7 protein-coding genes are annotated in these 22,031 nt (G+C 35.6%); 6 read left to right on the top strand and 1 reads right to left on the bottom strand.

Translation table 11 applies throughout. The features are described 5' to 3' along the window. Positions 1-15: 15 nt before the first annotated feature. The 6 genes from V7S50_RS04120 to V7S50_RS04095 all read left to right on the top strand — a co-directional run bounded on the left by V7S50_RS04120 (position 16) and on the right by V7S50_RS04095 (position 6,811). Positions 16-654: a sugar transferase gene (locus tag V7S50_RS04120; protein WP_098556792.1), complete on the top strand. Its 639-nt coding sequence runs from the start codon at positions 16-18 to the stop codon at positions 652-654. A 38-nt stretch (positions 655-692) separates the two neighbouring features. After that, on the top strand, positions 693-2,129 hold the full coding sequence (locus V7S50_RS04115) for an oligosaccharide flippase family protein (protein ID WP_242251240.1): 1,437 nt from the start codon (positions 693-695) through the stop codon (positions 2,127-2,129). Positions 2,130-2,132: 3 nt separating this feature from the next. After that, the gene (locus tag V7S50_RS04110) at positions 2,133-3,347 is read left to right on the top strand and encodes an O-antigen ligase family protein (RefSeq protein ID WP_242251242.1); all 1,215 of its coding nucleotides are present in this window, start codon (positions 2,133-2,135) and stop codon (positions 3,345-3,347) included. Further along, positions 3,322-4,122 carry a glycosyltransferase family 2 protein gene (locus tag V7S50_RS04105; RefSeq protein WP_242251244.1) on the top strand — a complete coding sequence of 267 codons (801 nt, stop codon included), beginning with the start codon at positions 3,322-3,324 and terminating at the stop codon, positions 4,120-4,122. The genes V7S50_RS04110 and V7S50_RS04105 overlap by 26 nt, the downstream gene beginning before the upstream one ends. Then, a complete protein-coding gene (locus tag V7S50_RS04100; protein ID WP_242251245.1) occupies positions 4,119-5,171 on the top strand; it encodes a glycosyltransferase family 4 protein in 1,053 nt (350 codons plus the stop codon). Before V7S50_RS04105 ends, V7S50_RS04100 begins: the two co-directional genes overlap by 4 nt. A gap of 92 nt (positions 5,172-5,263) precedes the next feature. Beyond that, the gene (locus V7S50_RS04095; protein WP_142332834.1) at positions 5,264-6,811 is read left to right on the top strand and encodes a hypothetical protein; all 1,548 of its coding nucleotides are present in this window, start codon (positions 5,264-5,266) and stop codon (positions 6,809-6,811) included. Positions 6,812-6,923: 112 nt separating this feature from the next. Here the strand turns inward: V7S50_RS04095 and V7S50_RS04090 are convergent, their stop codons facing one another. Further along, a complete protein-coding gene (locus tag V7S50_RS04090; protein WP_242251246.1) occupies positions 6,924-21,977 on the bottom strand; it encodes a DUF11 domain-containing protein in 15,054 nt (5,017 codons plus the stop codon). Positions 21,978-22,031 lie beyond the last annotated feature (54 nt).

Below are 22,031 nucleotides of genomic sequence, written 5' to 3'. Positions count from 1 at the left end.
TGGGGGTAACGATCTATGATTCGTGAAACAAACCAAGCCAAGTTGTATACGATTCCAGCTCAAGCAAAGACCAGTATGTTGAATCGAAGTATAAAGCGCTTGTTTGATATTATATTTTCACTCATATTGTTACTAGTAACGATACCAATTATGTTGTTCTTTTGTATTATGATTGCTTTCGAAACAGCAGGAGCTCCAATCTATTTTCAAGAACGTTTAGGGATAAACGGGAGGAAATTTAATGTATTTAAATTAAGATCGATGGTAAAAGATGCTGAAATAAATGGACCGCAATGGGCAAATGAAAATGATCCAAGAATTACTAAAGTTGGATCATTTATAAGAAAAACGAGAATTGATGAGTTACCGCAACTTTTAAATATTTTAAAAGGTGATATGTCCTTTGTTGGACCTAGACCAGAGAGAGCGTATTTTTATAAACAATTTGATACGTATATTCCAGAATTCAAGGATCGTTTAATCGTGAAGCCAGGGTTAACAGGATGGGCACAAATAAATGGAGGGTATAATCTTGATCCGAAAGAAAAATTGAAATTGGACATGGAGTATATTGAAATGAAAACGATTCGGATGGACATTCGTATTTTATGTAAAACTGTTTTAATTGTATTGAACGGTAACGGTGCAAGATAAATAATATGTAAGTAGGTTGCTCGCAAAGGAGAACTGGTATGGGTAGATCTATTCTAAATAATATTATTCATCTATTTTATAGCACGATTTTAGCTAATCTGCTTCAGGCTGTGAGTTTAATTGCTTTAGCAAATTTTTTTAATGCACAACATTATGGAATGTTTAGTGTTGCCATAGCAGTGACGTTTGTTATGTTATTTTTTACAGATTTAGGACTTACGAATACGTTTCTTCGAGAAGGAGCAAAAGATGGCGTAGACTTAGAGACAATTTTATCGTCGTATATAAAAATAAGGATGATTCTACTTATTTTCATTTCCATAATCGGTTATATTGCTGTTCATTATATGTATGCGGATAGAAATTTAATTTATATGATGATAAACGTAATGTTTTTTATGTTAATAGGATTAACTTGGCAAAATATAGGGATTGCCTATTTTCAACTGACGGAACGTATGAAGTATATAGCACTTATTAAAGTTGTATCAGCGTCAGTTGTTATCATAATTACATGTTTTTGTATTTTCGGAGAGTTATCGGTGTATGTAACAGCTCGTTTATATGCTTTTGGTTATATGATTGGTGGTGTATTCAGCATATATATCATGAGAAAAAAGACGAGTATGAATATGAAGGTCGTAATTCATAAAGCATTATTTTGGCAATTAACTCCGTTTATTATTAGCGGTTTTTTAATAATGAGTACGCCACAATTAGCGCCTATCTTGCTCAACTATACATTGCCATTAAGTATGATCGGTGTTTTTGCAGTGGCGTACCGGATGCCAGCAGCTTTATATCAAGTACCAGGGGTGATTGCAGGTGCATTTTTTCCAGTGCTCTTTAAGCATTATAACCAGAATAATTTAGAAGAGCATACGAAATTAAACTTACTTCAAATAAAAGCAATGGGGATTGTGGGAATATGTATGACGATAGGTTTATATTATTTAGCGCCATACTTTATTTCTATATTTTTTCATGAGGAGTGGAGTGATGCAGTAGAGCCACTCCAAATATTATCATTTCTCATTGTGCTGCAAAGTTTAAATATTGCTATAGCTGACGGCTTAACAACGAGTGGACGTCAAAATAAAAGAACTGTTGTGCAATGTATAGCGTTAGTGATAGGTGGGGTTATGCTTTATAGCTTTAGTAGTATTGGTGGAGTGATAGGAGCAGCTTATGCTATGGTTTTATTTGAAATTGTGGCTCTAGTTGGGTATATAGCGGTAAGTGTAGTGAAGAAAAAAATTGTATTCCAAATTGTCATACCTTATACAATTTATTTTGGCGTAACTTTTATTGGAGTGCAATATATATTGCATACATATCATTTAATTGCGCTCATTCTTAATACGTTAATCGTAGTAGTTGGTATATTCCTATATGATTATGAGCTGAAAAAACTTCTTCTGTCATTTATAAGAAAAACACGCAAAAAGGATTATATTACGAAACAGGGGATATAGCCTATGGAAAATAATATGAAAATATCGATGAAATGGATTATGCTTCTAATATTATTTGTTATGTTAAGTAAATACAACATATATATTGGATTTTCGTTGAAGATATATATGATTTTTTTAGTCATATATTTTTGTTTAACAATTAAAAACTTTCATATTCAAAAGCTATATTTTCATGAAGTTGTATTTTTACTATTTTATTTCATCTATTGTTTGAGTGGAATTCTTTCTATATATTTAAATGCTAGTATTCGTATGATTTTTGGCGTGCTACTTGTTTTAGGGTGCTATTTTATAATGAGAAATTTATTAGGAAATGTTGAAATAGCAACACTTGAATCATCTATTGTCTATGTTGGATTATTATTTAATATTGTAAGCCTAATACTTTATATAGTCGGTTTACAGCACTTTGGATTATACGGTGGAGAAGAGAGAGAAATTTTTGCTGGACTATTAGTTGATAGAGGATATCCAAGATTAATTGGATTGCTAGATGATCCTAACATTTTTATTTTTTATAATACAATATTTTTTATGTATTATATGACAAATTTACATAATATGACGAACATTATAGGATTGATTTTATGTGTTACGACGAGTTTATTAACTTTTTCAAGAGGAGGTATATTAGCACTTGTGCTTGTCGTTTTTGTATATGTATGTACATCTAGTTTTGCAAAAAAAATAAAAATAATGGTGAGTTTACTATTGTTTAGTGTAGTAATTTTTAGTTTATCGAATAGTGTAATGGGTGGTCAATTGGATGACATATTGAATAAAAGAATTTCTGATTTTTCGCACGATAATGGAAGTGGCAGATTTACATTATGGGAAGCTGCTTTTAAATATTATGTATCCAATCCATATATCGGAATCGGTGCGTTTAATTTTTCGAATTATTATGAGTTTCAATTTAATGAAAAATTATATGTGCACAATACATTTTTAGAAATTTTGTCTGAATCAGGTACAATTGGTTTTCTTTTATATAGCGCGTTTTTAATCATATTAATGTCCAAGTTAACGCAGTATACTTTGTTCCGCGAAAAACCGTATCTTTTATTAACTATGATTGCATTTTTATTTCAGATGATGTCATTGTCACTCATTATTAACGAAGCGTTCTTTTTATTTTTAGCAATTGTTATGAAGTACATTTCAATATATGAAGGAAGGGGAAAGATAGATGGTAAAATGTCTATTAGCGCATAATAAGACGCCTCATGTCTCCATAATAACACCTTCTTATAATAGTATACGATTTATAGGTGAGACGATTTTATCTGTACAGAATCAATCATATGAAAATTGGGAAATGATTATCGTTGATGACGCTTCAACTGACCAATCTGCTACAAAAATTAAAGAGATAATAGAAGGGGACTCGCGTATTAGGATATTATCATTAAAAGAAAATGTTGGTGCTGCGAAAGCTCGGAATTTAGCGATTGAAGAGGCGAGAGGAAGGTATATTGCTTTTTTAGATAGCGATGATATATGGTTGCCACATAAATTGAAGACGCAGTTGTTATTTATGGAAGAAATGGATGTGGACTTTTCGTATACATCGTATAGTTTAATAGATGAAAACAGTAATGAACTAAATCGAGAAGTGAATGTACCAGAATTTATGGATTATCATTATTTAGCGGGAAATACAATTATCGGCTGTTTAACAGTAATGCTTGATAGGGAGAAAATTTCTTATATTGAAATGCCTAGTATGCAACCTGAAGATACTGCATTATGGTTGAACTTGTTAAGTGAAGGATATGAAGCAAGGGGGATACAACAAGTATTAGCAAAATATAGGATTGTTGAAAATTCTGTTTCGAGAAATAAAATAAGAGCGGCTTTCCGATATTGGAATTTATTAAGAAAACAAAAACCACTTAATTCATTTCAAACCTTTTTTTATTTTAGTAAGTATGCTTATCATGCCTATAGAAAAAATAAAATCAATGTAGTTGGGAAGACGCAAATATGAATATACTGTTGATGACAGATAAATTAATAACTGGTGGAGCCGAGAGTTATTTCTGTAAATTGGAAAGCAATTTACGCTATGAGAACTTTACGGTTTATACAGCTGCAGGTGATGGAGAACTATATGAATCTCTTACTAAAAAAGAAAATTTCATGTTACTTAGCCGATGGAATCATTTGAGAAATATTCATTACTTACGAAAAGAAATTTGTAAAAGAAAGATAGAACTTATTCATGCAAATAGTTTGCGAATGGTATTATATGCTTTTCTACTTCAAAAGTCTGTGAGAAGAAAGATAAAAGTCGTTTATACGAAACATAATGTAACGATATTAGAAAAGAAAATGCCAACTCTTTTTCGTTATTTCATGAATAAATATGTGAACAATATTATTACAGTAAGTGAGTTTGAAAAAAATAACTTAATTTCAATGTATGTAGCTGAAGAGAAAATAAAGACAATTTATAATGGTGTGGATATAGAAAAGTTTTTATTCCAGCAGAAAAAGAAAGAATCTACTTATAATGTAGGGATATTAGCTAGATTATCCAAAGAGAAAAACCATCAACTATTTGTAAAAATTGCAAATGTGTTGAAAGAGAGAAATGATTTTAAGTTTTATATTGCTGGTGATGGACCAGAGAAAGAATCTATTATGAAAGAAATAGAAAAATATGGATTGCAGCAAAGTGTAAAGATGTTGGGGAATATTTCCGATCCGCACGGATTTATAGGAAATATGGATGCCTTACTTTTATTATCTTTTCGTGAAGTGTTTCCAATGGTAGTAATTGAAGCAATGGCTACAGGAACACCGATTGTTTCAATAGATGTTGGCGGGATAAATGAAGCGGTAATAAATGGGAAATCAGGTGTTTTGATACATGAATATTGCGAATCTGAATTTGCAAGTGCGCTTGAGGAACTACAAGGGAATGAAGAAAAGGTGAATGATATTAGGTTGAAAGCAAGAGAGAAAGCAGAGAGGTATTTCTCATTAACTAAAATGATAGAAGAAACGAAAGATATATATGAATTAAACAAATGACGGTAGAAGTCGTTTGTTTTTTTTATTATAGAAACTTTTAAGGGACAACTCACATATTATATGAAAAAGGTAATATGAGGAGTGAATTTGTTTTGTCAGAGTATATTTTATCACAAGGAGATTGTGCACCAGAAAATAGTGTTCATATTGATTGTTTTGGTGCAGTTCCGAACTCGGGAAATGATAGTTCATTAGCAATTCAGCAAGCTATAAATTATTGTGTAGCGAATCGAATTTCGACGGTTAGAATTACAGGGGTAAATACGTACAAAATTGTAAAGCCGATTGTTATTAAATCAAACGTAAGATTAGAGTTAGATCCTACTGTTACGCTGCAAATTGATGGGGATTTTAATGCGTTTGAACTGCAACAAAATGCGTCTATAACAGGTGGTACAGTTCAAGTTATAAATCCAGTGTTTCAATCTGCTGTTATTTATGTTTCCGGTTCACAACAAATAGAAGTTCCTAATCACTCTCTTATATCTAATATAAATATAATAAATACAACGTCGTCCTATAAAGGTAAGGCTATATACTTTTATTGTCAAAAAGCATGGGATTATATTAGTTTCTTTCAAGTTAACTTTATTCAAATTAAAAACTTTCAAACTGCAATACATTTGAAGACAGAATATATAGATGATATAAATACACCTTGCTGGATTAACGCAAATGTATTTCAATCTATATTTATTGATGGATGTCAGTATGGGATAGAAGTTGATGGAAACAGTGATTTACCAAATGAAAGTTCAGGCAATACGTTTCATGATATTCAAGTGCAATGTAGACAGCAAACGAAAAAAGTCATTCGTTGTACGGGTGCCTATAATACATTTGATTGTATGATTTGGGATACGTACCGGATGAGTAGTGAACAGATTGTCATTGAATTTTCTTCTAATTCGCATCGTAACTATCTTTTTTCAAATTTACTTTCTACAACTATTGTAGATAAAGGGCAATACAATGTTTGCAAGTCTACCTATGAAGAATCTCTTCGAATTCAGTTACCGATTACGTTAAATAAACCACATTTAATAGGGAATCAAGATGATATTTTAGTAAATGCTCAGCAGAAGTATACGATTAAGCAAGTAAGTGGGAAAGTACCATACGGGGGAAACCTCGCAAATTGTTTTAATTTAATAGATGAACAAAGTGTAAACTATATTGATGTTCCTGATAGTAATCCAGTTGTCATTGAACTAGATTTTACGAAGAATCCAATCAAAATGTTGAATTGTTTTGGAATGTATTTTGGATGGGGAGAGAGTCCGAAGAAAATCAAAATTGAATATGCATTAAGTGCAACTGGAAATTGGGTTGTTGCATCGGATGTTCCTTTAAATGTAGGTGATACAATTATATCGAATATGAAAGCGAGTCAGTTATATAAAGTTAGAATTACATTGAGTGGTTATTCTCAAGACCATAAGCGTTTTCGGATTAATCGTATGTTTGCAAGGTCTTCTATGGAAAATGGGAATGCTTGGTTAGCAACAACTGGCGGAAGAATGTTTGGAGATATTGAAATAGAAGCAAGTAAAGGTATCGTTATGAAGACTGCTAGTGGAGCGAAATGGAAAGTCACTATAAATGAGGCTGGCCAACTTGTTACGACGAAAATAACTTGAGATGATGCTTAATTGTATATCATTGGACGAGTTACAACGTAGTGCGATAAAGGTAATGAAAAAGAGATTGTAGTTTGGTTGAAACCAAACTACAATCTCTTTTTTGTTTCATTTAACTCCACCAAATCCAAGTCCAAAGGTAATTTCGTACATTTCCAGGAGTAATGCGTATGAAGCGTTCACCGTCAAAGAAGCAATTAAAATTTGGAAGTGTTTCATCTGGATTTTCTGGAACAAAGGTGACAATATTTTCGTTACTTGTGACGGTTACTGTAATTGGTGGGTCAATAGGTGAAACTTGAAGTTGTAACGAAATATTGGTCGTATTTTTAAACTCACTATTAACAGGTGGACTTATCACTTGTACTGTGAATAACACAATAATAGTTTCGTTTGGTTCCAAATTAGTAGCGACTAGGAAACCGATATTTGGATTTGCTAGTGGAGAACGTTCCCCATTAATGGAGACAGTGCCGTTCATAAATTGTAAGCCTGCTGGAATAGTATCTTGTAAAGAAACATTTGAAAGTGAAATAGCAGAAGTATTCGTAATACGCACTGTATAATCAAAATATTGGTTTAAATAAGCCGAGCTGACAGAAGCGTTTTTCGTGACTGTTGCAGTAACAAATTGAACTGGTATACGAACAATATTTGAATTAACAATAAAAGTAATAATTGGATCCTGTGGTGTCAATTGGAAAGCAGCAGTAACTGTTGCAGAATTTATAATTGTACTGTTTGAAGGAATAGAAGTGACGAGAACTTTAAATGTTATCGTTGCTACTGTATCTGCAGGTAAAGCGCCAATATTAATACCAGTGTCTGGCCGGATATTTGGAACCGGAGTCCCGTTAATTGTTACGCTATTTTCTATAAATGTTGTACCAGCTGGAATTATATCTAGGACGGAAGTACTGATTGTAGGAATTGGTGAATGATTTATCACTTCTAATGTGAAAGTTATGGTATCTCCTGTCGCTATGATAGATTTATCGGCTGTTTTTTCAATACTAACCATCGGATCAACTACTGTCGTTGTAACAGTATTTGTTTGCTTTGTAACGGTATTTATTTGTCTTGTAATCGTAATAGGTGGTTCGATTGGACCGATAATAGGCGTATAGGAAATAGTAGCATCGTTATTGATTGTAGATTGAAGAGTAGAAGAAGATATTGTCACTTGGAATGTAATAATAACAGATTCATTTGGAGCAAGAGTTCCTAACGTAATACCATTTTCAGGATTCGCATTAGGCTGATTGATTCCGTTAATCGTAACACTACCAATAACGAATGTCGTATCTACAGGTGCCGTGTCTACTAGAAGAAGATCTTCAATAGTGATATTACCACTATTAGTAATAGTAATGGTGTACGTTAAAGTTTGACCAGGTAAGGCACTCGTGAAATCAACAGCTTTTATGGCAATGACATTATCATTTTGGACGGTTGTTGTGACTGTATTTGTTGTAGTCGTATTTGTAACAGGTACATTATTTGGGTTGACTATATATTTAAAAGTAGTGATTGCTTGGTTGTTGAGTTCGTTTTGTATTGGAATAGAAGTCACAGTTACTTGGAATGAAGCGATAGCGTCTCCACCTACAATTATAGTACCAATTGGTATGCCGCTTACTGGATTCACTCCAGGAAGAGTTTCTCCGTTTACAATAACGCTATTTTCTATAAACGTAGTACCTTGAGGAATAATATCTTGAATGATTACATCATTTGCTGCAACATTACCAGTTTGATTAAGTGTAATCGTATACGTTAACGTATCACCGACCGTTGCAAATGCAAGGTCAACAGCTTTATTACTATTCAAATTCGCATGATTAATTTCTGTTAAAGCAGCTGATGAAATAATAGTTTCGGTAATAGGTGGTTGATCTGGTACCGTGTATTGGTATTCAATTGTGCTCGTGTTAGAGATTGGATTTGTTTGCGGAATCAAAGTAACCCGTACTTGGAATAGAATAGTGGCTGTCGTATTAGGCGGAATGTTATCAATTGGTATACCGCTAAGTGGATCGTCATTTGGACGAGCGTTTCCATTCACAATAACACTATTCTCTATAAAGCCCGTATTTGCTGGGATGATATCTGTAACGATAATGTTTTCCACTTGTATATTCCCATTGTTTGTGATGGAAATTGTATAAGGGATGATAGTTTGTAGGTCAGCATATTGGATAGGCGTTGTTTTTGTTGCAATTACATTTGCAGAAATAACTTCAGTGAAGGTAATATTACTAGTTGATATTTGTTCTTCATCATTTATTGTATAACGAGAAGTTGCTTGATTTTGAACATGGCCGCTAGCTGGAAGAGCTACCACAGTAACGGAAAATGTGACTGGGATCGTAACGTTAGGAGCAATCGTTCCTACAAGTATACCATTACTTGGATTGGCATTAAGCTGCGGAATGTTATTTACTAAAACGCTACCGTCTATAAAGGTTGTTCCATCAGGGATATTGTCTGTAAATACAACAGCAGTAGCATCAGTATTCCCTGTATTCGTTAAAGTTGTTGTATAAGTTAAAATGTCACCGATTGTTACAGAAGTCAAATCAACAGTTTTCAGTGAAACGATATCAGCATCATTAATTTGAACGAAAGTAGTATTGGAAGTAGTAGATTTTTGAATTGGTGCAAAGTCAGGATTGAAAATAAAGTCGTAGACGATGTTTGCAGTATTAGGTGTTGGATTGACAGCAGGTAAATTCGTAACGGAAACTTGAAATGTTATTGTAGTCGCTTGACTTGACGCAATATTAGGAATAGAAAAACCGATATTTGGATCTGCTGCAGGAAGTACAGTGTTGTTAACTATTACACTTCCTGGAATAAAGACTGTTCCATCTTCTATCGTATCTGTAAAAAAGATGGAGTTAGTTGTAGTGGATCCGTTATTTTGAATGAGTACTGTATATTCAATGGTTTCATCAATATTAGCTAATACTGTATTAGCGGATTTTGTAGCGATAAGAATAACATCAATAAATTGTATATTTGTAGTATTGGAAGAGGTCGTTTCTGAAATTGGTGGTAAGCTTGGGTCTGGTTGATACTCATAGTGAATGACGGCGATATTATTAATGTTATTTTGAGAAGGTGTAGAGACTACATTTACTTGGAACGTAACGATAATCGTATTGTTTGGAAGGATAATATCTAGGGTGATTCCGGTAATTGGATTTTCGTTAGGTCTTGGTATGCCATCTACAAGAATGCTATTTGGAACGAATGTGGTGCCAGCAGCGATTGCGTCAATTAGGAGAGTATCTGTAATAGGTACTGTACCAGCATTTGTAACTGCGACTGTATATGTGATGATTTGACCGATGCGTGTAATAGATCTGTTAGCAGATTTAATTGCACTAACATTTGCCGTCCGTACTTCAATATTTACTGCATTTGATAATGATCTACGCTGAATAATAGGGGAACTAGGGTCAATTTGGTATTCATACGAAGTGTCTGAAATGTTAATGACTGTATTACCTGGAGGTATACTTATAAGTTGTACTTGGAATGAAATAGTGACTGTTTCATTTGGTTGTATCGTGCCGAGAGTTACTCCGTTTTCGGGATTCGCGCCAGGCTGAATGACATTATTTATTGATAAGCTATCTTCAATGAATATAGTCCCTTCTGGAATGTTGTCAATGAACACCGTATTGTTAGCTGGAACAGTTCCTACATTTTGTAGTGTATTTGTGTAGGTAATAAATTGTCCGATGGATACGAAAGTTACATCTGCGCTTTTAGCAGAAATAATATTTGCATTTTGAAGTGATGTTGTAACAATGTTAGAATTTGCAGAGCGATTCACTGGTGGAGCGGTAGGAATACTTACATATTGGTAAGTTGCTGAAGATTGATTTACAATTTCGGTTTCAGTAGGTGGATTATTTGTTTGTACTTGAAATAGTATTGTTTTGGAACTGTTTGATGGAATCGTTCCAATTGGTATTCCGTTTTCTGGATTTGCATCAGGCTGAAGTACACCGTTAATTGTGACACTGTCGGGAACGAATGTAGTCCCAGCTGGAATCGAATCTGTAAAAATAATATTTATTGCGTCAACATTGCCGCTATTTTTCACTTCAGAAATATAAAGTATAGTTCCACCAATATTTACAGTTATTGGATTGGACGTTTTTGTAATTGTCAATTGTGCTTGCACGAAATTTGTAATGACAATATTACTTGTAGATGTTTCCGTAATAGGCGGTTGCCCTGGGTCTGGTTGAATTGTATATGTTGTATTAGATTGATTTGTAATCGATTCTTGCGAGAATGGATCGTTAATAAGAATTTGGAACGCAATAAGGTGAGTAGTGTTTTCTGCTAGGTTAGGCAAAGTAACACCTACATTTGGATTTGCACCCAGTATAGCTGTTCCGTTAAGTGTAAAACTATTTTCTACGAATGTAGTCCCTTCTGGAATAGTATCTGAAAATATGAGAGTTGTAGCTGGAATATTTCCGGTATTTTCTAGTGTTATCGTGTAGGTTAAAATGTCGCCAGTTGTTGCTTGTTGTGTATTGATGGCTTTTAAAGAAAGAACATTCGCATCTGAAATTTGTGTGAAAGCTGGATTCGAAGTAATTGTTCGAGAGACGATAGGAGCAGTTGGATCGGCGATAAAAGTATAGTCAATACGGGCTATATTAGAAATTGGATTCACGCTTGGAATAGATTGAACGATAACTTGGAATGTGACGGTGACGATTTCTGACGGCGCGATGGAGTTTAAGGGTATTCCTACGTTTGGATCGGCGCCTGGAATTGAGACGCTATTAATAGTCACGCTATTCGGAATAAATGCAGTTCCTTCTGGGACCAAATCTGTTAAAGTAACTGTATTTGCAGCTGTATTACCGTTGTTTTGAACGACTACAGTGTAAGTGATTGTACCGTCTGTAGATTGTACGAGGGAATCTGTGTTTTTAATTACAGATAGTGATGCATCAACGACAGCTGTAGTAACTGTATTAGATGAAGATGTTGCTGTAACTGGAGGTTGACTTGGATCGACAATATATGTGTAACTTGTAAGTGCTTGATTTATAATTGCTCCTTGCGTTGGAATAGAGCTTGCAAGAAATTGGAACGTAATCGTAGCAGAATCACCTGGTGCGATAATACCAACTGGAATACCGAGAGTTGGACTTGCATCTGGAAGTGAAATCCCGTTAAGCGTGACACTATTTGGAAAAAATAATGCCCCTTCAGGAACGCCGTTAATGAGTAATACCGAGTTTGCAGGGAAGTTTCCAGTGTTTGTTAATGTTGCAGTGTACGTAATTATATCTCCAATAGATACGATTGTTCGATTTGCTTCTAAAAGCGTTGTAACAGTAGCGTTATTAATTTGTGTAGAAGCACTATTAGAAGTTACTGTGCCTGTAACAGGAGGAGCTGCCGGATCAACGATGAATGCGAATTGAATAGATGCAACGTTTGTAATTGGGTTTGAAGGCGGAGTAGATGTAACTATGACTTGGAAAGTAACGGTTAAGGTACTGTTCGTACTAACGGTTCCGATATTAACTCCGTTATTTGGACTTGCACCTGGAATGGTACTTCCATTTACAGCAAAACTATTTTCAATAAAGGTCGTTCCTGCTGGAATTAGGTCTGAGAAATTTACATTCGTAGCGTTCGTATTGCCGCTATTTTGAATTAAAACTGTATAAGTGATCGTGTCTCCAATATTCGCAAAGGCTGTACTAGCAGTTTTTACAGCTGAAAGTATTGCTGAATTAATAGAAGTAACGAAGACGTTCGTTTCCACATTGCCAGGTTGAGCCTGTAATGTATTGCCTACGTTATATTGGAAGTTAACAAAACCTAAGTTTTGGAGTTCAGGAGTGAATGTTGTTGGATTGCTTACGATTTGAACTTGGAATATGATTGTTACAGTTTGATTTGGGCTAATTGTATTTATACCAACACCGTCAATGATAGAAGCTGATAGTAACGGAGTGCCATCAACAACAACTGATCCTGCAACAAATTGTGTCCATGATGGTAAAGGATCTGAGAAAACAACGTTGTTAGCTGGAATATTTCCTGTATTTGTAATAGTCGTTGTATACGTAATTGTATCACCAATCGTTGCAAATGCTTTATCTCCTATTTTAATCGTGTTTAAAATAGCACTTTCAATTTTTGTTATAACGCTATTAGAAGTAATGTTTTTTGAAACAGGAGGATTAGCTGGATTGACGATATGTTGAAAGCTAACGCTAGCTTGATTGGTAATTGGATTAATAGCCGGGATTTCATTTGAAGTAATATGAAATTCTACAATGGCAGATTCGTTTGGCGCGATATCACCAATTGGGACGCCTGTAATGATGTTTGCATTTTCGATAATAGTTCCATTAAGTGTAAAGCTATTTGTTTCAAAGGAAGTTCCGGCTGGAATAACGTCGGTAAAAATAACATTCGTTGCACTAACATTTCCGCTATTTGTAATTGTAACGGAGTAGACAATATCTTGCCCGATATCTACCGTAGATACATTTGTGCTTTTTTGTGCAGTAAGAATAGCACTATTAATTTGTGTTGTCGTTGTATTAGATTGATTGGAAGTTGTAATAGGTGGCTGGTCTGGATCAACAATATAACGATAAGTGGTAAGAGCTGAATTAGAAATAGGGTTGTTGATTGGGAGGGTTGTAACGGTAGCTTGGAATGTGACAATTGCCGCAGTACCACCGTTAATTGAACCGATATTTACACCAGTAGATAAATCAGCATTTGGAATGGTTTGCCCATTAACTGTGAAACTGTTTGGAACAAAAGTTAAATTGCTATCAAGTATATCGATAACGGCAACATCAGTTGCAGCCACATTCCCTGTATTCGGGAGGTTAAGTGTAAATGTTATTGTATTACCAACATCCGCAAAAGTAAGATTTGCTGTTTTTGTACTTATAATATTTGCGTTGTTTATTTGAAGAAGCGTAGTGTTGGAAGTAGCCGCACTTGATACGGGAGGGTTAACAGGATCAACAGTAAACTCATATGTCGTTGATGCTGTATTCGGTGCTGGATTAATAGGGGGAATGCTGTTCACTGTAACTTGAAAGACGATACTATATATTTCATTTGGTGGAAGTGTTGCAAGTAATACACCTGTATTCGGATTCGCGTCAGGTTGTAAAATACCATCGACCGTTAATGTGTTAGGAACAAAAATGATTCCACTTGGTAATACATCTATGAATACAATGTTGGCTGCATCTGTATTCCCTATATTTGAAATAGAAGTAGTGTAAAAAGCAGTTTGCCCGATATCTGCAAAAGAGATACTTTCATTTTTTGTCATGGATAGTATTGCTTCTTTAATTTGTGTTGAAACAGGATTACTAATTGAAGTTTCTGCATCAGGTGGTGAGACTAATTGATATGATGTCGATGAGAAATTTACAATTGGGTTTTCGGTTGGTAATGACGTTACAGTAACTTGGAATGAAACATTTACTGTAGTCCCAGCTGTTATAGATCCGATATTTACACCGTTCACAGGATTTGCACCACTTTGAAGAATTCCATTAATAGAAAACGTGTTTGCAATAAATGTAGTTCCGCTCGGCACAGTATCGGTGAATATAACATTTTGTGCGGATGAATTTCCATTGTTTGTTAAAGCGACAGTATAGGTGAGTGTGTCTCCAATACGACTAAAGGATTTATCGACTTGTTTTAATGAAAGAATGGTAGCGGTATTAATTGTAGTAAACACTGTGTTTGAAGTAACAGTTCTTGAAACAATAGGTGCATTTGGATCGGCAATGAATGTGTAGGAAGCAGTAGCAGTGTTTGTGATAGGATTTTGAACAGGAGTCGAAGTAGCGGTAACTTGAAATGCTATAGATATTGAGCTGTTAGGAGCAATTAATCCAATCGTTATACCTGTATTAGGATTAAGACCAATTTGCGTGATGCCATCTATTGTAACGCTATCAGTAATAAATGTTGTTCCATCTGGTATAAGGTCAGTGAAAGTAATATCTGTAGCGTTTGTATTACCACTATTCGTTAAAATTGTCGTATAGGTAATGGTATCACCTAGTGTTACAAGCGTTTGATCGACTGATTTAATCATCGTAATCATAGCATCTAATACAGGGTTGGTAACAATATTCGTTGAAGTAGAAGTTGTCGCAGGAGCTCCGTTTGGATCGACAGTATAAGAATATAAAATCGTATCGTTACCCATAATCGAGCTTGAAGGGGGAACAGAAAGAGCATTTACTTGGAAAGTAACGGTTACTGTTTCACCAGGAGCGATATTTGGTATATTTACTCCAAGTGCTGGTTGTGCACCAGATTGTTGAACTCCATTTATTGTGACTGAGTTTGGTATAAAGGTAGTGCTAGCTGGAATTGCGCTCGTAAATGTTATATTTGTTGCCGTTGTATTTCCTGTATTTGTAATAGTAGTTGTATACGTAATCGTATCTCCAACAGAAATGATAGATTTATCAACAGTTTTTGTCGTATTTAATATTGCGCTATTAATGGTTGTCGAAACGGTATTAGATACATTCGTTTGTGTTACGACAGGTTGGCTAGGATCGACCACATGTGCAAATTGTACAGAACTAAAATTAGAAATCGGATTTATACTTGGAATGTTTGTAACAAGTACATTAAGAGTAATAACGGCCGTTCCACTTGGATTTATATTTTCAATCTGAATGCCGTTAGCTGGATTTCCAATTTGCTGTGTACCAGAATCATTTGTCAAAGTTCCGGAAATAAATGTTGTTCCTTCAGGTAAAATATCTGTGAAAATTATATTTTGTGAAGTGACATTTCCCGGGTTACTTAATGTAATTGTATAAGAAATTGTATCGCCAATCGTTGCGAAATTTTTATCTACAGATTTGATTGCCACAATTTCCCCAGAATTTATTTGTGTCGAAACAGAATTAGATGTCGTATTTCGTGAAACAAGTGGTAAATTAGGTCCTGTCATAAATTGATAATCAATAGAAGCGTCGTTTACAACTGGTGAGTTTGGTCCTCCAGGTCCGATTGTAAAAATCGGATTTGGAATGCTAACGACTTGCACAAGAAAGGTAACGTTTATAAAATCTCCTGCAATAATATCCCCAATTGGTATCCCGGTCGCTGGATTTACTCCAGGTAATAAAACTCCGCCTACTCGAACGCTATCCTCTATAAATACTGTATTATTTGGAATCGGATCTGTAAAAATGATATTAGTAGCAATCGTGTTCCCTATATTTTCTAATAAAACAGTATACGTTAAAAATGAATTTCCAGGTGCGACGTCAGAAAAGATACGGTCCACACTTTTCGTTGCTTGAATGATTGCTTCGTTAATTTGAACTAAAGTTGGATTACTTGTAGCTGTTTCTGTCACCGGCGGCTGGGTAGGATCAACAATGATAGAGTATGTTGTGCTAGATTGGTTCAATGTTGGATTTGTAGCTGGTATTGAGCCAACGATAGCTTGAAAGCTAATTGTTGTCGTTCCTCCAACTGGAATTGAGTCTAAAGGAACACCGTTATCGGGCCTAAATCCAAGTTGTGGGATGGTATTAATTTGTACACTATCAGGAACGAATGAAAGTTCAGGTGGTAATATATCGATAAAAACAGGTGTGTTTGCGGTAGTATTTCCGCCATTAGTGAGAGTAGTTGTATACGTAATTGTATCGCCAACGGCGGCAAATGCACTGCTTGCAGTTTTTGCTGCGATAACGGAAGCGGTATTTACTTGTGTAAAAGTTCTATTGGATTGAACTGTTTGTGAAACAGGCGGTTCATTTATATCAACAATAAAGCTATATTGAAGCGATGATTGGTTAAGAATTGGATTAGGGTTTGGAAGCGTTGTAATGTTTACTTGAAAGCTGAGTGTAACTGATGCGTTTGCATTCAAGTTACCAATATTGATACCGTTTTGTGGATTTGCATTCGGGATGGTTACACCATTTATCTTAAAGCTATTTGGGACAAAGGCAGTACCGTTTGGAATTGTATCTGTAAAAACAATGTTGTTTGCAGTAGTATTTCCTGTGTTTGTAACAGATGAAGTGAATGTAATCGTATCACCAATCGTAGCGAAAGTTGTACTCGCATTTTTATTTAAAACTAAAGTAGCATCAATAATTGGAGTAACCGTCGTATTCGTAATTGTACTACCAACAGCTGGTGTTTGGTTTGGATTCACTGCATATTCGTAGTTTACAAGAGCATTATTCGTTAAAGTTCCACTAGGTGGAATAGCTAGGATTTTCACTTGGAATGTAATGAAAGTAGTGCCTCCTGGTGAAAAATCGTCTAAATGAATACCTAATGAGGGATCTAATCCAGGTTGGGAAACGTTATTTATCGTAACGGAATTCGGTATGAAGGATGCACCTGGTCCAAGTCCATCTGTTAAAACTGTAGCACTAGCAGGGATATTTCCTGTGTTCGTAATGGCAATCGTATAAGTAACGATATCTCCAATTGCAGCTGTCGGTGTATTCACTGACTTCGTAGCGATAATAGTAGCGTTATTAATTTGAGTTGTTATTACGTTACTTAGCGTATTGGCGGATGCTGGAGGTAAGTTAGGATTTACGACATATTGGTACGTTGTATTGCTTTGGTTCGGGATTGGATTTGGACTAGGAATGGAATTTACGATTACTTGAAATGAGATTGTTGTATTTGTATTAGGATTTATCGGATCAATTGCTATGCCATTTGCTGGATTTGCATTAGAGAGTGTAGTACCATTTACTGTTACACTATTTGGAATAAAAGACGTCCCGCTTGGAATGGCATCTGTAAATACTATATTTGATGCAAGGGTGTTCCCATTATTCGTTAAAGTAGTCGTGTACGAAATAATATCATTTACGTTAGCAAACTGTTTATCTGCAGATTTTGCAGCGATAATCGTTGCATTATTAATAGTTGTCTGTACAGTGTTAGAGGCCACCATCTGCGTTACAACTGGTTTGGATGGATCGTACGTGTATTGGAATGTAGTGTTCGATTGATTCGTAAGCGGATTTGCACTAGGAATAGTTGGTACAAAAACCTGGAATGCAACAGTACGTGATGAATTCACTCCAATTGTACCAATTAAAATGCCGTTAGCAGGATTTGCATTAGCTATAGGGACACCGTTAATCGTTACAGTATTAGGAAGGAAAATGGTACCAGCTGGAATGATATCTGTAAACGTTACATTAGAGGCAGGGATATTGCCATTATTCGTTAAAATCGTTGCATAAGTTATGACATCGCCAACATCAGCAAAATTTGTGCTTGTTAGTTTCGTAGCGACAATATTAGCAGTATTAATTTGTGTAGCTACGATATTGCTAATAGCGTTCCTAACAACAGCAGGTAAATTTGGATCAGCGATAAAGCTATATTGAAGTGCAGCACTGTTTTGAACTGGATTTGGTGAAGGGAAACTGTTTGCACTAATTTGGAAAACAATTGTTGTAATTCCGCCTGCTGGAATCGTACCAACTTGAAGACCAACACTTGGATCCGCACCTAGCTGTAAAGCACCACCTATAAAAATACTATTTGGTACGAGAGTCGTACCGGGAGGGAGTATATCAGTAACAACAATATTATTTGCTGGAGTATTTCCAGGGTTAGCTAAGGCAATTGTATATGTGATTGGTTGCCTAACATCGGCGATAGTTAAATCTACATCTTTGAAAATAATTACATTTGCTACATTAATTTGTGTACTTACAGTGTTACTTAAAGATGTTTCTATAGTTGGTGGATCGCCTGGATTTAGAATAAAGCTATATTGTGTACTAGATGAATTTATTGTTGGGTTTTGGTCTGGTAAAGAGGTGACAGTTACTTGATAAGAAACAGTAATTTCACCGTTAGCAGGAATGGAAGGTAATGGAACGCCAATGTTCGGATCTGCATTATTTTGGAGTACACCGTTAATAAGGAAAGTGTTTGGAATAAAGGTAGTTCCATCTGGATTTGTATCTACGAAAGTTGGGTTATCAGCAGTAACACTTCCTGCATTCGTTAAAAGAATGGTATAAGTTAATACATCCCCAACAGTAGCAAATGCTCGATCCACTGTTTTTGCTGAAATAACATTTGCGTCATTTACTTGAGTAAATGTAGTGGTTGAAGTTGTGTTCTTACTTACAGGTGAAGCGTTTGGATCAACGATAAAGTTATAGGAAATAGAAGCACTATTTGAAATAGGATTTGGGTTTGGAATACTAGTTATTAATACTTCGAATGAAGCTGTAATTGTAGTACCCGCAGTGATACTACCGATATTGATGCTAGCTGGTGTAACGTCTGGTTGAGTAACATTGTTAATCATAACACTGTTTGGTACAAAGGCAGTACCATTCGCAATTGAATCAGATAGTACTACATTGTTCGCCGCAACATTTCCATCGTTTGTAAGAGAAAAGGTATAAGTTAATACATCCCCAACTTCCGCAAACGTTTGACTTACAGATTTATTGGCATGAAGATTTGCTAGTCTAATTGTTGATGTAACAGAATTAGAATTTGCTGTTTTTGAAGTTGGTGGCAGACTTGGATTTACAGTATATAGATAAGAGGCGAAAGCATTATTAATGATAGGATTTTGGGCGGTAATATTGATGACTGTTACTTGGAAAGAAAGGGTAAAAGTAGCTCCACCAGAAATTGTGCCAATAGGTAAAGCGACGAGAGAGTCTACATTTTGTAAAACGCCATTGAGTGTTACAGAACCTGGTGTTAGAATCGTTCCATTTGGCAGTGGATCTGTTAGTTGCACGTTAGTTGCAGCTGTATTTCCGCTGTTTGTAATAAGAATTGTATAACTTATCGTTTCACCAATTGTGGCAAATTGTTTGTTTGTTGATTTTGTTAATGCTACATTCGCATTGTTAATTTGAGTGGAAACGAGATTAGAAGAAATGTTTTTTGTAACGGGTGATTGGCTTGGATTGACAGTGTACTGATAAGAAGCGCTTGATCCATTAGATACGACATTTAGCGCGGGTAATGTATTTACAACTACTTGAAATGAAACATTTTTTGTTGTGCCAGTTGGGATGGATCCAATGTTCACGCCGTTAGCGGGATTTGCGCCCACTTGTGTCGTGCCATCTATTGTTAAACTGTTAAGGACAAAAGTTGTTCCGGTAGGAATAGCATCTGTAAAAATAACGTTGTTCGCATTCGTATTACCTGTACTTGTAAAGGAAACGGTGTAGGTTAGTGTATCACCAATATCTGCGAAATTTTTATCTACTGCTTTTGCCATAGTTACAGTAGCGTTATTCACTTGAGTAGATACGATATTGGTCGTATCAGTCCCACTTACTGCCGGTTGATTTGGTACAGGAATGTATTGATATGTTGTTGTTCCACTATTTAATATTGGATTTGTTTGGGGAATAGAAGGAACGAGTACTTGAAATGAAACAGTAGTCGTAGAATTAGCAGCAATAGCTCCAATTGATATACCAGTAGCGGGATTTGCTCCAGCCTGAGTAACTCCGTTAACAGTTACACTCCCCGGAATGAAAGTAGTCCCGCTAGGAATCGGATCCGTATATATAACGTTAGTTGCAGCGATATTTCCTATATTAGCTAAGGCGATACTATAAGTTAACGTTTCACCAATATCGGTAAAAAGTTTGTTAACTGATTTTGTGCCATTAATATCTGCGAGGTTAACTTGTGTTCCAGCAGAGTTGCTTGTTGCAAGACCATTAAAAGTTGTTCCTCCGGCGATTGGTGTATATTGAAATGTAATATTAGCAGTGTTAGAGATAGGATTTTGACTTGGAAGAGAAACGACAGTTGCTTGGAAAGTTACTGTACGAGAAGCACCATTATTAATGGTTCCGAGAGATATACCAGCGGCCGGATTTGCGTTTGTTTGCGGGACATTATCTACTGTTACAGTGCCAGGTATAAAGGAAGTACCGTTAGGGAGAATGTCTGTAAAAATAACGTTATTGGCAGGAAGCAGTCCGGTGTTAGGGATAGTAACTGTATAAGTGAGAACGTCTCCAATTGCCGCAACACTTTTATTTACGCTTTTCGTTGCTTGTATATTAGGTGAATTTATGTTGATTTGTAAACCGACTGTATTTAACATATACGCATCTCCGTTAGTTGTTAAACGGATTGCGGCGGACACTTGGGAGTTTGTTAAATAAGGAGAAATATCAATGGAAGTAATGTCCCAGCCTTGTCTTCCTGCGGATATATTTGTACTTGTAGAAGCGCTTTGGTTTCGCGTTCCAAATGTTCCAGTTGTATCTAAATTTCCAGCAGCATTATTAACTTGAGAACCGAAGAAATTATTTATAGCATTATTTGGCCCAGATAAAGCGTTTAATGAACTGAAATTTGGTCCAAATAAAGCTTGATCTCCAGTTAAATCAGCATCCCCTTCAGTAGAACTTAAAAATAATCTCCCGCTTACAGGTCCCCCTGAAGGTGTTAAAAAACCTGAGACAGATACATCGGCACTACCAGTTTCTGCAGAAACACGGTTACCTGCTACATAAATCGTTAAGTTTCTTGCAGGTAATGTTCCATTTTGGTAAGCGACGATAAGTGTCCATCCAGCCGAATTAATTGTTCCGTTAGAAGCATCTATAGGGTCTACAAGTCCAGGGACAGAGCCGGTTGTATAAGAGCCAGATCCTCCAGCTTGAACGAGAGATGTTACATCTGCAGAACGTGTATAGAATCCAAATGTGACGGATCCGGAAACGAATGTTTGATTGGAAGCAGTAACAGCAGAAGGAGTAATTGAGTATGTTGAAACAGGTGTTGTAAAAGAAACAGGGTTTCCTAAAACATTCGTAATGTTTTGATCACGAGATAAGTAGTTGCCACCCCAAATGAGTTCTGCGTAAAGAATCGTACTACCAGCAGGGATATTTAAAATAGCGGTAGAACTATTTTGTGTATAGTTTAACGTTGTCCCAGCAGGAAAAGTAGGTACTTGTAAAGCGGTATTCGTAGTTGCGAATGCACCAATTGCCCCGATTGTACCAGCACGATTTTGATTACTAATTTTACTTAAGCCTAAAGTATTTCCTGTAATAGCGAGTGCGCCGTTTGTGGTGGTAGAAAATCGATTCGTAATGGGCATGTTGTCACCTCATTTACAATATAGTCTTGGTCAAAATAGGATATGTATGTGATA

The organism is Bacillus sp. CCNWLW194, from assembly GCF_037120585.1.
In the GTDB taxonomy this organism is placed as follows: domain Bacteria; phylum Bacillota; class Bacilli; order Bacillales; family Bacillaceae_G; genus Bacillus_A; species Bacillus_A basilensis.
The sequence above is the reverse complement of the archived record's forward strand: the minus strand, read 5'-3'. Positions and strand labels throughout refer to the sequence as shown.

Coding starts and splice junctions, on each gene's coding strand:
- V7S50_RS04120 (WP_098556792.1), top strand. CDS start 16: ATGATTCGTGAAACAAACCAAGCCAAGTTGTATACGATTCCAGCTCAA.
- V7S50_RS04110 (WP_242251242.1), top strand. CDS start 2,133: ATGGAAAATAATATGAAAATATCGATGAAATGGATTATGCTTCTAATA.
- V7S50_RS04100 (WP_242251245.1), top strand. CDS start 4,119: ATGAATATACTGTTGATGACAGATAAATTAATAACTGGTGGAGCCGAG.
- V7S50_RS04090 (WP_242251246.1), bottom strand. CDS start 21,977: ATGCCCATTACGAATCGATTTTCTACCACCACAAACGGCGCACTCGCT.
- V7S50_RS04105 (WP_242251244.1), top strand. CDS start 3,322: ATGGTAAAATGTCTATTAGCGCATAATAAGACGCCTCATGTCTCCATA.
- V7S50_RS04115 (WP_242251240.1), top strand. CDS start 693: ATGGGTAGATCTATTCTAAATAATATTATTCATCTATTTTATAGCACG.